Here is a 14,390-nt window from a genome sequence, read left to right as displayed (position 1 = left end):
CATGTGTCACCTGAAATGTCTGCCAAAAAACTTGGCGAAGTGTAAAAATCGATACTCGTACTGAAATCACTCGCTATCGAAATATTAACGCAATTAAAAAGTGCAATGTCTAGCGATAAATAACCTTTAAGGCTAACAGCTTACGTGCGGTAACACGTTTTAGTTGTTCTTGGTCCTGCGAGACGGGGCTGACTGATCGCCGGGCTTTGCGCTCATATCTAAAGGTAATCGGCAGGTTTGGCATAAGAATATGCCGAGAAACCCGAGCACAAAAAACCCGCGCAGCGAGGCAATCGTTGCGCGGCTGTGATCTACCTTGGGTAGTGTGAGGGCTTCTCTCGCTTCACCCGCGCCCGCGATAGGGCGGCACGCCTTGATCGGGAATCCAGACGCTTTTGGGGGTCTCGCCCGTTTGCCAGAACACGTCGATAGGGATGCCCCCGCGCGGGTACCAGTAACCGCCGATGCGCAGCCAGCGGGGCGACAACAGCTCTACCAGACGGCGGCCGATCGAGACGGTGCAATCCTCGTGAAAGGCACCGTGGTTGCGAAATGCGCCCAGGTAAAGCTTGAGCGATTTGGATTCGACCAGATACTGATCCGGTACATAGTCAATCACCAGATGCGCAAAGTCGGGCTGGCCAGTCATCGGGCAAAGCGAGGTGAACTCGGGCGCGGTGAAGCGCACGCAATAATCGACATCGGCCTGAGGGTTCGCGACTTTCTCGAGCATCGCTTCTTCGGGCGAGGCGGGAAGCTCTGTCTTGCCGCCAAGCTGCTGCAAATCGCTGTAAATCGTTTCCATAAATCCTCCGGTGGCGGGTCAGACCCCGCGTTTGTTGCCCCATAGCAATACGTGAAGTTGCGGAAGCAGGCGCGGCGTGAACCAGCGATCTGCCATGGTTTTGTCCACCAGCCACAATAGCTTATCCGCCAGCACCTGCGGATCGACAGCGACGCTGGGGTCGACCTCGTCGTTGCCCGGTTGCAGATAAAGCGGCAGTTGGGGGTAGCGGGTGGCGGCGACGCGGGCCCAATCGTAATCCGCGTCGTCGAATATCACGATCTTCATCACCGTCTGGGCCGCCGTTTCGCCAGCTGCAACGCAACGGTCGAAAGCGGCCCAATCCACCGTCTCGCCGCTGGATGGTGGTTTCGGGCTAAGCACAAGACAATCCAGCTGACCGAACCACGGTTTCGCGATGGAGCCTTGCGTTTCGCAGGCAAAACGGTAGCCGGCAGCATGACCCAATTGGATCAAGGGCGCGAAGTCCTGAATGGCGGGGTTGCCGCCTGACAGGGATACGGTCAGCGGCGTGTTATCCGACAGGCGCTGCACCTCTTGCCAGACCGCGTCGGTCGACATGCTGGCCCAGTCATGGCGGAATGCGGGGTCGACCGCATGCATGCTGTCACACCACGCGCAACGATAGTCACAGCCGCCCGTGCGCACAAAGACGGTGGGTTCCCCGATCAGCGCGCCTTCGCCCTGTATCGTGGGGCCAAATACTTCGGCGATGCGCAGCTGGCTCATGGCCGGTACTCTGCCCAGGTCTTTGGCGTCTCGCTGACCTTGACAGCGGTGGTTTCGGGCCAGTGCTGCGCGCACCATTCATAGAGATGACGCGCCAAATTCTCGCCGGTGGAGACAAAATCCAGCACGTCGTTGAGGTGACGATGATCGAAAGTCTCGTCTATATAGGTCTTGAGAGGCTTCAGCTCTCCGTAGTCGCGAACGAAACCGTCGGCGTTCAGCTCTTTGGCCCGAAGCTCCACCACCACGACATAGTTATGCCCGTGCAGGCGGGCGCATTGGTGGCCATCGGGCAGATGCGACAGCTGATGTGAGGCGGAGAAATGGAACTCTTTCGTAATTGTATACATCAGGCGAGGATCTTACGCTTGACCGCTTCGGCCCAGAAATCGGGATCGTCATATTGGGTCGGGTCGGCAACCCCCGCCAGATCGAAAGCCTCGCGCCGTTCCACGCAGGTGCCACAGCGCCCGCAGTGATGCGCGCCGCCTTTGTAGCAAGACCACGTTTCGGCAAAGGGGGTGTTATGGCGCTGGCCTTCGGTCACGATATCCGCTTTTGAGCGGTGCACGAAAGGTGTGTAAAGCGATACATCGGCATAGCCGTCCAGCGCCATATATTGCATGAACTCAAACGCTTGGGTGAAATCGGGGCGGCAGTCGGGGTAGATGAAGTGATCACCCCCATGCACCGCGGTTGCGACCGCCTGATCCCCCCGTGCGGCGGCAATGCCATAGGCGACCGTCAGCATGATCGCATTCCGGTTGGGGACAACGGTGACCCGCATCGTTTCTTCGGCGTAATGCCCGTCGGGTACATCCACATCATCAGTCAGCGCTGACCCGGTCAGCGCCGCACCGATCCCGCGCATATCGATGATGTCATGGGGCACATCCAGACGTTTGGCGCAGAGCGCGGCGTAGTCTAGTTCCTTGCGGTGACGCTGACCGTAGTCGAACGACACCAGCCCCGTCAGCTTGCGATTTGCCGCCACCATATGAGCGAGCGACACAGAATCCAATCCGCCGGAGCAGATGACAATCGTTTTCATTTCTTAACCCTTGTTTTGATACCCGGGTAGGCTGCGACCGGGGAGGCGCCTGATAGACGAGACGATCAGGGATGCCAAGGGGGCCAATGCGGCGGATTTGGCGCGAAATGTCGCTTTCGCAGCGTCACACATAGAAAAACCGCCAGACCGATGGGGTCTGGCGGCACAGCGCATTCTTCCCGCGAACGGGTGGGAGGTGCCCGCGCGCAGTCAGATCAGGCGCAAACCCGTGATCAGGCGGATTGCATCAGCAAAGCCTGGTTCTTCCATTCGGGGTCGGTGACGGCGTCGACCAAAGCGGCGGCAACATCGCCACGGGCGGCCTTGGCTTTGACGTCAACACTGTCGCCAAAGATCATATTCCGATTGCCCGCATCATCCGTCAGTGCGACGGGGCGCAGGATGGCGTATTCGAGGCCGGAGTTTTGCAAATGCACGTCGGCGTCGTGTTTGGCTTGCAGATAATGCGCAAGCTCGCTGTCTGGGTCGGGGTTGTCTGCGCCGACACTGCTGAGCATCACAAAGCGCGAAATGCCGGCCTTGGCGGCGATATCAACCAGATCTTTGGCACCATCGCGGTCGACCTTGTCGGTCATCTCTGGCCCTGTGGACCCGCCGGAGCCCGCGGCAAAGATCACCGCATCGCAGCCTTCGCAGGCGTCAGCGGACAGATTGGTCAGGTCTCCCTTGCGCAGCACCACGTCAGAGGCAAGCGCACTGGTGTCAGAGGAATTGCGGACAAGGGCGATCGGCGTGTGACCCTGTTCGCGGAGTTGTTCAGTGACGCGGATACCGGTTTTGCCGGTCGCGCCGGCGACGAGAATATTCATGGTTGTAATCCTTGTTATACGTGTCGCGGAAAAACTGCCCGCCGCGCGGCCTTCGCGCAGCGGGCGGCACTTTACAGCAGCGACAATAGCTTATGGGCGGCTTCTTCCGAAGACGCGGGGTTCTGGCCGGTGACAAGCTTGCCATCGGTCACCACGAAGGATGCCCAATCGTCACCCTTTTTGTAGGTCCCACCGTTGGTCTTGAGCATGTCTTCGACCAGAAAGGGGACCACATCGGTCAGGCCCACGGCCTCTTCCTCGGTATTGGTGAAACCGGTGACGGTTTTGCCCGATACCAGCGGTTTGTCGTCGGTGCCTTTGGTGTGCTTGAACACTGCTGGCGCGTGGCAGACGGCCCCGACGGGGCGGTCGCTGGCGGCAAAGCTTTCGATAAGGTTGATGCTAGCCTTGTCCTCAGCCAGATCCCACAGCGGGCCGTGGCCGCCGGGGTAGAAGATCGCGTCGAAACCGTCAGCCGAAACGCTCGACAGCACCTCGGTATTGGCCAGCTCTTTCTGTGCGGCGTCGTCGCCCTTGAACCGTTTGGTCGCGTCGGTCTGCGCATCATCTGCATCGCTGGACGGATCAAGCGGCGGCTGTCCGCCTTTGGGCGATGCCAAAGTGATCTCTGCACCAGCGTCCTTGAACACGTAATAGGGGGCCGCGAACTCTTCGAGCCAGAAACCGGTTTTGTTACCAGTGTCGCCCAGCTTGTCGTGGGAGGTGAGTACCATGAGAATTTTCATGTTTTTGGGCCTTTCAATTCATTTCTTATACCGGTCAGGGCGTCACTGGGTACGCCGCAATAACGACCGCGTAGACCGTTCAACGAATGGGCGCGCCCGTTGTTCCGCGATATGTCTGACGTTTTTGTGAATGATGCGGGTGCGGGTACGGCAATGGAGGATATGCTCTGGCACCACAGGGGCAAAGCGATTAAACCCGCGGTAGTTTTTCGCGGGAAAGGTCGGGCCGGATGCATAGAGTAGAACTAGCCGAACGGCCCCATTGGCGCGACCACGCCAAAGAGGTCGGTTTTTCCTTCGCGGACATGCACGGGGAACCCTATTGGGACGAAACCTCTGTCTACGCGTTCTCGCTTGACCAGATCGAAAATGACATCGAAGACCCCGCGACCGCGCTGCATGGTATGTGCCGCGAGGCGGTGGACCACATCCTTGCCAGCGAAGAGCTGTTGGACAAGCTTGCCATTCCCGAAGCGCACCGTGACCTCATTGCGAACAGCTGGAAGCAAGGCGACCCCGAGATCTATGGCCGCTTCGATCTGGCATATGACGGGCAGGGGCCTGCCAAACTGCTGGAGTATAATGCCGATACGCCGACCTCGCTTTATGAATTGGCGGCCTTCCAGTGGCAGTGGTTGGAAGATCAGCTAGAGGCAGGCAACCTGCCCGAGGGGGCGGATCAGTTCAACGGCATCCACGAGGCGCTTGTCGCCCGTTTCGCCGATGTGTTTGAACCCGATAGCGATCTGCATTTCACCGCCGTGGCGGGTAATCCGGAAGATTACGGCACGGTAGAGGCTATGGGTTGGGCCGCGCGCGAGGCGGGGTTGGGCGCGCATTACTGCGACCTTGATAAAATCGCGCTGAGCGATGACGGGCAGTTTCTGGATGATGAGGACCGGCGCGTCGCCGTCTTGTTCAAACTCTACCCGTGGGAAGACCTGCTGCGCGACGATTACGCGGACCACATCGAAGGTTCTGGCTGTCTGTTCCTTGAACCCGCATGGAAAGCACTGCTGTCCAACAAGGGCCTGCTGCCCGTGTTGTGGGAGATGTTCGAGGATCACCCGAACCTGCTCCCTGCGTTCTTTGAACAGGATGTGGGCGATGCGATGGCGGGGCGCGGCTCTGTCACGGGGCGTGCTGCGTATGCCTTTGACCGTGCGCGGGCAGGGCTTGCACGGGCCTATGTGCGCAAACCGATCTTGTCGCGCGAAGGGGCCTCGGTCGAGATCGTGAAATCCGGCCAGATCATCGAAAGTGCCAGCAACACGGCGTATGCCGAACACGACCGTATCCTTCAGGCCTATGCGCCCTTGCCGCAGTTCGACGGGATGCGCCCCGTGGTCGGCGCGTGGATCATCGGGCAGACCTGTGCGGGCATCGGCCTGCGCGAGGACCGGTCAAGGATCACGCAGGACCTGTCACGTTTCAAACCCCATTACATTGCGCCATATTCCGGTTAGCATCGTCGCCCAATCGCCGAACCACAGCAGAAAGCAGATCATCATGACAAAACGGTCAAAACGCGTCGCCATCGCGATCATCGGGGCCACCGCCTTTACACTGGCCGGTTGCCGCGACGAAAAGATTGATGCCGCTGCCTTTCCCGATGTGCAAAGCTGCAAGAACGAGGCGTCCTTTGGGGGCACATTCACCGCCGCCGATTGTGAAACCGCCTTTGCCGAGGCAGAGACGCTGCATGTGGAGTCCGCACCGCGCTACAACAGTCTGGATGTCTGCGAAGAACAACACGGCGAAGGGGCCTGCGGGTCAGAGGCGCAGCAAACACAGGGCGGATCGGGCGGTATCTTTATGCCGTTGCTCGCGGGCTATCTGATCGGGAACATGCTGGGCGGGCGGTCGGGTATGGCCGCAAGCCAGCCGATGTACAAGACGGCGGATGGCAAGTTCACCAATGCGGCGCGCACCAGCACCTATTCCAGCAACAAGGGGGCGGCCAAGCTCAGCACCTCGCAATTCACCCGCCCCGCGACGACCGTGGGCAAAACCCCGATGACCCGCGCTACGGCGAAATCCCGCGGCGGTTTCGGGAAGGTGGGCAGCGGGCGCACGGGCTTCGGCGGCTAAGGGCGCGGGTGTCGCACACGCAGACGTGACCGCTACAGCCGCAACCGCAGGAACTTGATACGACGGCCATGTGTTTGCCCTTCGACGCGAATAAGCGAAGAAGGAGCAGACATGTCCAAGATCACGACAATCAATCCCGCCACCGAAGAAGAGATCCAATCCTACGATCTGATGAGCGAGGCAGAGGCGATACAGCGGGTCGAATCCTGTCATGACGCGCATCTTGAATGGCGCAAACTGTCGCACAAGAAACGCGCGCCCTATCTGACCAAGATCGCCGCCAAGCTGCGCGAGAACGCGGATGAACTGGCCGCTCTTATGACGCGCGAGACAGGTAAGCTGCTGAAAGATGGCAAGACCGAGGTAGAGATTTGCGCGGCCATCTTTGAATATACTGCCAAGAACGGCCCCGACGTGCTGGCGGATGAAGAACGCACCCACGGTGCCGACGGCAAGCGCGGGGTCGTGAGCTATCAGCCCATTGGCGTGATCTACTCTATCCAACCATGGAACTTCCCACTGTATCAGCCCACCCGTGTGCTTGCGGCGAACCTGATGACCGGCAACGGTTGTGTTCTGAAACACGCGAGCATCTGCACCGGATCGGGCCTGCGCCTGCGCGAACTTTGTATCGAGGCAGGGCTACCAGAAGACCTGTTCCAAGTGATCCTCATCGACCATGACATCAGCGACAAGCTGATCGAACACCCCAAGGTGCGTGGCGTGACAATGACGGGCAGCGATGGCGCAGGCCGTCACATCGGATCGGTCGCCGCGAAGTCGCTGAAAAAGACCGTGCTCGAGCTTGGGTCCAACGATGCCTATCTGGTGCTTGAGGATGCTGATATCGAAACAGCGGTCAAATTCTCGGTTATGGGTCGGCTCTATAACAACGGGGAAACCTGTGTATCGGCGAAACGCTTTATTGTCGCCGATAAGGTGCATGACGCCTTTGTCGATGCCTTCGTCACCGAGATGAAAAAGATCAATATGGGCGATCCGACCGACGAAAACGTTCAGCTCGGGCCGTTGTCCAGCCAAGACCAGTTCGAGACCGTGCGCGATCAGGTGAAAGAAAGCGTTGATAAAGGGGCCAAGGTGCTGTGCGGTGGCGAGGTGCCTGACCGTACGGGGGCCTATTATCCCGCAACCGTTCTGTCCGACCTTAAACCCGGTATGCCGGCGTTTGACGATGAAATCTTCGGACCCGTCGCGTCGATCATCCGTGCAAAGGATGACGAAGACGCGATGCGTCTGGCGAATGACAGCCGCTACGGTCTGGGCGGCGGGATATTCTCGAAGGATGAGGACCGCGCGTTGAAGCTCGCGAAAGAGCATTTCGACACAGGCATGATCCGCATCAACTCTTTCGGGGCTGCCGATCCGAATATGCCCTTTGGCGGGGTGAAAGATTCCGGCTATGGGCGTGAGCATGGCGGATTCGGCATGAAGGAATTCGCCAATGCCAAGGCGATCTTCCTGCCCTAAGCCTGCGAGGCAACGGTAAACGTGGGGCGCGCGTCGGATACCTATCCGGCGCGCGCAACTTATTTGGGCATGAAGGTCAAGGTTTACGCAGAGTTAACAAATGAGGCGCGCGCGCCACACATCTCCAATAGTATTATGTCGGCGGAACCTCGCCCTGCCGCCGCATAGAACGATCTCTTAGACTTGGATGCTTGATGTAATCCGCAGCTAGGCTGCGCTTCAGGCGGAACAGTGCTTGCCCTTAAGTAGAACAAAGCGCACCCACATCGGTGGTATCTGGTCACTGATCGCGTTTTTTGTCGCGACGGTCATCATTACCTACGCCGCCGGCCGTCTGGACCGTCTGCTCTCCGAAGCTTTCGTATACGAAGCCCGCGCCCAGACATACTTGGACCTGCTTGAGGTGCGCGAACAGTTTGAAGAAATCATTCACGAACGGTCCCTCGCGCTGCGCGAGCTTGCGACGTTCATCGGCGAGAACCCCTTTGCCAAACAGGAAGAGTTTACCCAGCGGGTTCAGAATATACGTGAAATCGACGAGACGGTCATCAATATCGCTGCCGCGCCTGACCTCGTCGTGACCCTGATCCACCCGCTCGCGCCGAACATGGGCGCGCTTGGGCTAGACTACCGCACAAACGAAGACCAGTTTCCCGGCATTGAACGGATGCTGAGCTTGGGCAAAGAGCTGATGACCGGCCCCGTCGATCTGGTGCAAGGCGGTAAGGGGCTGATCCTGCGCGCCCCGGTCTATTGGCCCGATCCGGACTTTGCCACCGAAGGCGATGTTGACGGCAGCAAACGCCAGCTGTGGGGGATCGTATCGCTCGTGCTGGACTATGATCAATTCCTGATCAATTCCGGCATACGTGAGGCCGAAGAACGCTATGACATCCTGATTCATGCGGCCTCTCCGCAGGTGGGGGTAGCGCCGCAGATGTTCACCTACGGCGATCGGGGCCTGCTGGGGGCGGATACTGTTACGTTGGAATTCGATTTCTCCTTCGAGGAATGGATGTTGGAAGCGCGCACCAAGGGCGGGTGGCCCAAACACGCGCCCGATCAATGGTCAAAACGCGCGCTCATCGCGTCGGCCGGGCTGATGCTTTTGGGCACGCTGCTTTATGTGCTGCAGGTGTCAGAGCGGCGCAAACGTGCCGAAGTCCTGCTAAGCAGCGGGATCGAAGCGCTGAACGACGGGTTTGTCATGTTCGACGCGCAGGATCGTTTGCTTCTTAGCAACTCGAAATACAAAGAGATGTACGATCTTCCCCCCGAGGTTCTCAAACCCGGAACACCTTTTGCCGAGCTGCTGCGAACCGGAGTCAAAAGCAAGCAGTTCCCAATTGGGCGCTATGATGAGGATGAATGGATCGAGCGTCGCTTGGCCATCCATCGCGAAAACAGAACCTCCGAGACAGAACAACATCTGTCGGGCGGGCGCGTGATCAAAGCCTCTGACCGGCCTTTGGCAGACGGCAGCTATGTCGGCCTGCGCGTGGATGTGACCGAGCTGAGCCACGCCAAGGATGCCGCCGAAGCTGCCAGCAAGGCCAAGACGGATTTCATGGGCGTCCTCAGCCACGAACTGCGCACGCCTCTGACGGTGATCATGGGCGTGGCGCAGCTTTCCCGCAACGCGCGCATGCTGTCGTCGTCCAAGGCGCTGCTCAAGGGCTATGAGGACGGAGAGATCAGCCACGAAGAGGCAAAACGTCTGCTGGATGAGATGTACGACCAGCTGTCCGGCCTGATGAACCGGTTGGTGCAATCCGGCGAGCATCTGTTGCACCTCATCAACGAGATCCTCGACGTGGCCAAGATCGAATCCGGCAGCCTTGTGATCGAACCCAGTCCTTGTGCGGTGCAGGATATTGTCGACCCGGTAATCGAACAGCTTCGCACACTTTCAAGCAAGAAGGGGCTGGCCTTTGATGTGGTACAAGAGGCGGATATGGTCTTTGCCGATAAAGTGCGCGCGCGGCAGATCCTGTTCAACCTCATCGGCAACGCGATCAAATTCACCGACACCGGTTTCGTCCGTCTGGTGGTGAAACCCGTGGGCGATGTCGTCAGCTTCGAAGTGCATGACAGCGGTGCCGGCATCCCCGAAGCCGAACTCCAAAGCATCTTCGAGGTCTTCTATCAGGTCGATTCCACCGCCACGCGTCGGGCAGGCGGTACGGGCATGGGGCTCGCGATTTCGCGCAGTCTGGCAGAAATGCAGGGCGGCAGCCTTAGCGTGTCCAGCGTCGTCGGGCAGGGCAGCTGCTTTATCCTGACACTCCCCATCCGCGCCGCGCAAAGCCTCGAGGTAAACGCTGCCGCCTGAGGCCACGCGAAACAGCGCGATTGTCCCGCGGATCGTAGCGTGCAACCCCGGAGTAACCCTGTATTTTCAAATGGAATGCGGCGGTTTCAGTTTGAATACTGAAAGTTTGGTAGGCCCGGCAGGACTTGAACCCGCAACCAAAGCGTTATGAGCGCTCTGCTCTAACCAATTGAGCTACAGGCCCGCCTGCGCGGTTTGGTAAGCGGGCGGGCGCGGCGCGTCAAGGGATAGAAACGCGCAGATGTGGCTTAGGTGCATTGCACGCCTGCGCAACCTGCTATAACCCACTTTCGCAAAGGGAACAGGCAGCGGGATGCGTCATGACCAACTCCAAGAACTCGATCACCTATGCAGACGCTGGTGTGGATATTGATGCAGGCAACGCGCTGGTAGAACGTATCAAACCGGCGGCCAAACGGACAAAGCGTCCGGGCGTGATGTCGGGGCTTGGCGGTTTCGGCGCGCTGTTCGACCTCAAGGGGGCGGGATATACCGACCCGATCCTCGTCGCCGCGACGGACGGTGTGGGCACCAAGCTGCGGATCGCGATTGATACCGGCAACGTCGATGGCGTCGGGGTCGATCTGGTCGCCATGTGCGTCAACGATCTGGTCTGCCAAGGGGCGGAGCCGCTGTTTTTCCTCGATTATTTCGCCACCGGCAAGCTTGAGACCGAACAGGCCGCGCGGATCATCGAAGGCATCGCCAAAGGCTGCGAAGGCTCTGGCTGCGCGTTGATCGGGGGCGAGACGGCAGAGATGCCTGGTATGTATTCCGAAGGTGATTTTGACCTTGCGGGCTTCTCTGTGGGCGCGATGGAACGCGGTGCGGACCTGCCCCGTGATGTGGCGGCGGGGGATGTGCTGCTGGGGCTTGCCTCGGACGGGGTGCATTCGAACGGCTATTCTTTGGTGCGTAAACTGGTCGAGATCTCTGGTCTTGGCTGGGATGCGGATTGCCCCTGGGCAGACGGAACATTGGGCGAGGTGCTGCTGACGCCGACGCGGCTTTATGTGAAACCCGCGTTGCAGGCCGTGCGGGCAGGGGGCGTGCATGCGCTGGCCCATATCACCGGCGGCGGTCTGACGGAAAACCTGCCCCGCGTTCTGCCCGATGATCTGGGCGCGCAGATTGATCTGGACAGCTGGGAGCTGCCCGGCGTGTTCAAATGGATGGCCGATGTTGGCGCGATCTCGGAAGCCGAGATGCTCAAGACCTTTAACTGCGGCGTGGGTATGATCCTTGTGGTCAAGGCGGATGCGGCCGAGGCGCTGACCAAACTGCTGACCGAGGCGGGCGAAACGGTCTATCCGATGGGTAATGTCACCGAGACCACGGGCGTTGCCTATACCGGCAGCCTGCTGTGACCAAACGGGTTGCGATTTTTCTTTCGGGTGGCGGGTCGAACATGCGGGCGCTGGTCGAAGACATGACCGGCGATCATCCCGCGCGGCCCTGTGTGGTGGTGTCGAATGTGGCGGACGCGGGCGGGATTGCCTGGGCCAAAGAACGCGGCATCCCGACCGAAGTCGTGGATCACAAGCCCTTTGCAGGGGATCGCGCTGCCTTTGAAAACGAACTGACCGCGCGGCTGATGCCCCATGCGCCCGACATCATCTGTCTGGCCGGCTTCATGCGCAAACTGACCGGTGGCTTTACCGATGCTTGGGCGGGGCGGATGATCAATATCCACCCGTCTTTGCTGCCGCGCTATAAGGGGCTGCACACCCATGCCCGCGCGCTTGAGGCCGGCGATACCCAGCATGGCTGCACCGTGCACGAGGTTACAGCGGCGCTGGATGACGGGCCGATTTTGGGGCAGGCGACCATTCCCGTCATGGCCGGCGACACGCCAGAGGATCTGGCAGCGCGGGTTCTGGTGCAGGAACATCGTCTTTATCCTGCGGTGCTTCGGCGGTTTGCCAGCGGCAACCGTGATCTTTTAATGCTGGAAAGCTGACCGCGCGGCCTATTGCGCTGAAACCATGCGCTTTTCCATTGCCTGAATGGCTTCCTCTGTCCAAAGTAGCGCTATGAAAACAATCACCACCACCGCCGAGCTTGAAGCCTACTGCACAGAGGCCGCCAAGCATGATTACGTGACCGTCGATACCGAGTTTCTGCGCGAACGGACCTATTATTCCAAGCTCTGTCTGATCCAGTTGGCGATGCCCGGAACCGACGATAGCAATGCCGTTCTGGTGGACCCGCTGAGCGAGGGGCTGTCGCTCGACCCGCTGTACACGCTGTTCCGTGATACGTCGGTGGTCAAAGTCTTCCACGCCGCGCGGCAGGATCTAGAGATTTTCTATGTCGATGCGGGCGTCTTTCCCGAACCCTTGTTCGACACACAGGTCGCAGCGATGGTCTGTGGCTTTGGCGAACAGGTGGGATATGAAACTCTGGTGCGCAAGATCGCCCATCAACCTCTTGATAAGACGTCCCGTTTTACCGACTGGTCGCGCCGCCCACTGAGTGATGCGCAGGCGAAATACGCGCTGGCCGATGTCACGCACCTGCGCCAGATTTACGAATTCCTTGCGCGTAAGCTTGAACAGACGGGCCGCGCCCGCTGGGTTCAGGAGGAGCTTGAGATCCTGACCAGCCCTGACACCTATGTCACCCCGCCGCGCGAGGCATGGCGTCGGGTCAAGACGCGCACGAATTCGCCAAAGTTTCTGGCGCTTGTGCGCGAACTGGCCGCCTTCCGCGAGGAATACGCCCAGACCCGCAACATCCCGCGCAGCCGCGTCTATAAGGATGACGCGATGGTAGAACTGGCCAGCAACAAACCGAAAAACCACGAGGAACTGGGCCGCGCCCGTCTGCTTCTGCGCGAGGCCCGCAAGGGCGAGATCGCGGATGGTATCCTCAAGGCGGTGGCCGCTGGCGTGAATTGCCCGCCCGGAGAAATGCCGCAGCCTGATCGCAGCCGCGACAAGCTTCAGGTCAATCCGGCGCTGTCCGATCTGCTGCGTGTCTTGCTAAAGGCCAAGTCCGAAAGCGCAGGCGTTGCGGCCAAGCTGATCGCCCCCGCAGCGGATCTTGACGGGATCGCCGCAGGGCTGCGTGATGTGGCCGCCCTGAAAGGGTGGCGACGCGAGGTATTCGGGGAAGATGCGCTGCGACTGTGCAACGGCGAGATCGCCTTGACCGCGGTCGGGTCCGATCTGAAAGTGGTTGAGCTTTAACGCTCAACCCTTTGGTTTTTATTGATTTTTGTTGGGGTTAGCGGCGCGATGTCATCGCGTTGCGAAGCCCTTCGACGCGGATGGTCGTCACCCCAGCCAGCGTCTGGTTGGTCAGCTTGCGGCCGGCCGTAACCTCGCGGGTGGGGGGCGTGCCGATGGCGGTCGCCTCGCTTGGTTCTACCCCTTCAAGACGGTAGGTGAGAACGCCGTCCACTGGCAGCTCGTCTTCGTTCGCGGGGGTTAGCTGCACCTCGTAAATGCCCTGACGATCCGCGCGACCGGTGGCGCGCACGACGGCACCGCCCGGTACTTCTTCGATCGTCAGATCAATGATCTGGTCGAAGGGGCGACCGGCATATACCACCTCTTTATTCCGCGAGGAGGAGAACAATCCGGTCCGCTGGGGGATCAAAGGGTTGGTCGAGGCTTCCTGACGGGTGATCGGTTCAGACCGCGCGGTCCCGAACCAGTTGAACGGGTTCACACGGCTGTCGCGCACGGTCGCGCAGCCTGTCAAAACAAGGGTCGATACCAGGATGGCTGAAAAGGTCTTGCGCATGGGGTCCGCCGTAGAAATTTCGGTAATATTTGACTAACCCATCCCAGACCCGTTGGGAAGGGGGTGGACCTTTGGCATCGTGCAACCTACCTGTTTGGCAAGCGAAAAGAGGGACGCACCGTGGCGACAGAGGCATTTGAAGAACTGGTCGAGGATTTCGAGTTTCTGGACGATTGGGAAGACCGCTATCGCCATGTGATCGATCTGGGCAAGGCGATGGAGCCGCTGACCGAAGAGCTGCGCGTGCCCGCAACCAAAGTAGATGGGTGCGCCAGTCAGGTCTGGTTGCATACGCAGTTCGAGGATGGCGTGCTCCATTTCGACGGGGCCAGCGATGCGATGATCGTTTCAGGCCTGATTGCGGTGCTTCAAAAACTGTATAATGGCGTGCCCGCGGCCGAGGTCAGCGCCGTCGATGCCCGTGCCGAGATGGGGCGCCTTGGGTTGAACGAACATCTGTCAGCGCAGCGGTCGAACGGGCTGACCGCGATGATCGAACGGATTCGCGGCGAGGCTGCACAGCAGGGTTGAACGCGCGCCTGCGGGGGGTGGCGACGGCTGTGCCAGT

The 14,390-nt window shown here is 59.7% G+C and carries 15 protein-coding genes and 1 tRNA gene; 8 read left to right on the top strand and 8 right to left on the bottom strand.

Annotation, left to right across the window (positions count from 1 at the left end):
• Positions 1-343: 343 nt before the first annotated feature.
• The 6 genes from queF to SJY36_RS09030 form a co-directional block, all read right to left on the bottom strand.
• The gene (queF, locus tag SJY36_RS09055; protein WP_005853736.1) at positions 344-805 is read right to left on the bottom strand and encodes a preQ(1) synthase; all 462 of its coding nucleotides are present in this window, start codon (positions 803-805) and stop codon (positions 344-346) included.
• Positions 806-823: 18 nt separating this feature from the next.
• On the bottom strand, positions 824-1,534 hold the full coding sequence (queE, locus tag SJY36_RS09050; protein WP_386174443.1) for a 7-carboxy-7-deazaguanine synthase QueE: 711 nt from the start codon (positions 1,532-1,534) through the stop codon (positions 824-826).
• The gene (queD, locus tag SJY36_RS09045; RefSeq protein WP_386174440.1) at positions 1,531-1,884 is read right to left on the bottom strand and encodes a 6-carboxytetrahydropterin synthase QueD; all 354 of its coding nucleotides are present in this window, start codon (positions 1,882-1,884) and stop codon (positions 1,531-1,533) included. Before queD ends, queE begins: the two co-directional genes overlap by 4 nt.
• On the bottom strand, positions 1,884-2,585 hold the full coding sequence (gene queC / locus SJY36_RS09040) for a 7-cyano-7-deazaguanine synthase QueC (protein ID WP_260002684.1): 702 nt from the start codon (positions 2,583-2,585) through the stop codon (positions 1,884-1,886). Before queC ends, queD begins: the two co-directional genes overlap by 1 nt.
• A 233-nt stretch (positions 2,586-2,818) precedes the next feature.
• Complete coding sequence (locus tag SJY36_RS09035) at positions 2,819-3,415, bottom strand: SDR family oxidoreductase (RefSeq protein ID WP_386174436.1); 597 nt, start codon at positions 3,413-3,415, stop codon at positions 2,819-2,821.
• Positions 3,416-3,486: 71 nt separating this feature from the next.
• Complete coding sequence (locus SJY36_RS09030; RefSeq protein WP_037944355.1) at positions 3,487-4,161, bottom strand: type 1 glutamine amidotransferase domain-containing protein; 675 nt, start codon at positions 4,159-4,161, stop codon at positions 3,487-3,489.
• Positions 4,162-4,391: 230 nt separating this feature from the next.
• Between SJY36_RS09030 and SJY36_RS09025 the strand changes: the two genes are divergently transcribed.
• The 4 genes from SJY36_RS09025 (at position 4,392) to SJY36_RS09010 (ending at position 10,072) form a co-directional block, all read left to right on the top strand.
• The gene (locus SJY36_RS09025; protein ID WP_386174433.1) at positions 4,392-5,627 is read left to right on the top strand and encodes a glutathionylspermidine synthase family protein; all 1,236 of its coding nucleotides are present in this window, start codon (positions 4,392-4,394) and stop codon (positions 5,625-5,627) included.
• Positions 5,628-5,670: 43 nt separating this feature from the next.
• A complete protein-coding gene (locus tag SJY36_RS09020; RefSeq protein WP_005853722.1) occupies positions 5,671-6,252 on the top strand; it encodes a DUF1190 domain-containing protein in 582 nt (193 codons plus the stop codon).
• A gap of 111 nt (positions 6,253-6,363) precedes the next feature.
• On the top strand, positions 6,364-7,740 hold the full coding sequence (locus SJY36_RS09015; protein WP_386174429.1) for an NAD-dependent succinate-semialdehyde dehydrogenase: 1,377 nt from the start codon (positions 6,364-6,366) through the stop codon (positions 7,738-7,740).
• Positions 7,741-7,975: 235 nt separating this feature from the next.
• Positions 7,976-10,072 (top strand): ATP-binding protein, encoded by a 2,097-nt coding sequence (locus SJY36_RS09010; protein WP_386174426.1) that lies wholly within the window; start codon positions 7,976-7,978, stop codon positions 10,070-10,072.
• A 107-nt stretch (positions 10,073-10,179) separates the two neighbouring features.
• Here SJY36_RS09010 and SJY36_RS09005 read toward each other — a convergent pair.
• Positions 10,180-10,256 (bottom strand) — tRNA-Ile (locus SJY36_RS09005).
• Between the two features lie 136 nt (positions 10,257-10,392).
• Between SJY36_RS09005 and purM the strand changes: the two genes are divergently transcribed.
• The 3 genes from purM to rnd all read left to right on the top strand — a co-directional run bounded on the left by purM (position 10,393) and on the right by rnd (position 13,263).
• The gene (gene purM / locus SJY36_RS09000) at positions 10,393-11,439 is read left to right on the top strand and encodes a phosphoribosylformylglycinamidine cyclo-ligase (protein WP_386174424.1); all 1,047 of its coding nucleotides are present in this window, start codon (positions 10,393-10,395) and stop codon (positions 11,437-11,439) included.
• Complete coding sequence (gene purN, locus SJY36_RS08995) at positions 11,436-12,032, top strand: phosphoribosylglycinamide formyltransferase (protein WP_005853715.1); 597 nt, start codon at positions 11,436-11,438, stop codon at positions 12,030-12,032. Before purM ends, purN begins: the two co-directional genes overlap by 4 nt.
• Positions 12,033-12,105: 73 nt before the next feature.
• Positions 12,106-13,263 carry a ribonuclease D gene (gene rnd / locus SJY36_RS08990; RefSeq protein WP_386174421.1) on the top strand — a complete coding sequence of 386 codons (1,158 nt, stop codon included), beginning with the start codon at positions 12,106-12,108 and terminating at the stop codon, positions 13,261-13,263.
• Between the two features lie 37 nt (positions 13,264-13,300).
• Here rnd and SJY36_RS08985 read toward each other — a convergent pair whose 3' ends face one another.
• The gene (locus SJY36_RS08985) at positions 13,301-13,822 is read right to left on the bottom strand and encodes a hypothetical protein (RefSeq protein WP_168592033.1); all 522 of its coding nucleotides are present in this window, start codon (positions 13,820-13,822) and stop codon (positions 13,301-13,303) included.
• 120 nt (positions 13,823-13,942) lie between these two features.
• Between SJY36_RS08985 and SJY36_RS08980 the strand changes: the two genes are divergently transcribed.
• The gene (locus tag SJY36_RS08980) at positions 13,943-14,353 is read left to right on the top strand and encodes a SufE family protein (RefSeq protein ID WP_386174417.1); all 411 of its coding nucleotides are present in this window, start codon (positions 13,943-13,945) and stop codon (positions 14,351-14,353) included.
• The last annotated feature ends 37 nt before the right edge of the window (positions 14,354-14,390 follow it).

Origin of the sequence: Sulfitobacter sp. R86518 (genome assembly GCF_042466275.1) — a bacterium.
Classification (GTDB): domain Bacteria; phylum Pseudomonadota; class Alphaproteobacteria; order Rhodobacterales; family Rhodobacteraceae; genus Sulfitobacter; species Sulfitobacter pontiacus.
The sequence above is the reverse complement of the archived record's forward strand: the minus strand, read 5'-3'. Positions and strand labels throughout refer to the sequence as shown.

Coding starts and splice junctions, on each gene's coding strand:
- queF (WP_005853736.1), bottom strand. CDS start 805: ATGGAAACGATTTACAGCGATTTGCAGCAGCTTGGCGGCAAGACAGAG.
- queE (WP_386174443.1), bottom strand. CDS start 1,534: ATGAGCCAGCTGCGCATCGCCGAAGTATTTGGCCCCACGATACAGGGC.
- queD (WP_386174440.1), bottom strand. CDS start 1,884: ATGTATACAATTACGAAAGAGTTCCATTTCTCCGCCTCACATCAGCTG.
- queC (WP_260002684.1), bottom strand. CDS start 2,585: ATGAAAACGATTGTCATCTGCTCCGGCGGATTGGATTCTGTGTCGCTC.
- SJY36_RS09035 (WP_386174436.1), bottom strand. CDS start 3,415: ATGAATATTCTCGTCGCCGGCGCGACCGGCAAAACCGGTATCCGCGTC.
- SJY36_RS09030 (WP_037944355.1), bottom strand. CDS start 4,161: ATGAAAATTCTCATGGTACTCACCTCCCACGACAAGCTGGGCGACACT.
- SJY36_RS09025 (WP_386174433.1), top strand. CDS start 4,392: ATGCATAGAGTAGAACTAGCCGAACGGCCCCATTGGCGCGACCACGCC.
- SJY36_RS09020 (WP_005853722.1), top strand. CDS start 5,671: ATGACAAAACGGTCAAAACGCGTCGCCATCGCGATCATCGGGGCCACC.
- SJY36_RS09015 (WP_386174429.1), top strand. CDS start 6,364: ATGTCCAAGATCACGACAATCAATCCCGCCACCGAAGAAGAGATCCAA.
- purM (WP_386174424.1), top strand. CDS start 10,393: ATGACCAACTCCAAGAACTCGATCACCTATGCAGACGCTGGTGTGGAT.
- rnd (WP_386174421.1), top strand. CDS start 12,106: ATGAAAACAATCACCACCACCGCCGAGCTTGAAGCCTACTGCACAGAG.
- SJY36_RS08985 (WP_168592033.1), bottom strand. CDS start 13,822: ATGCGCAAGACCTTTTCAGCCATCCTGGTATCGACCCTTGTTTTGACA.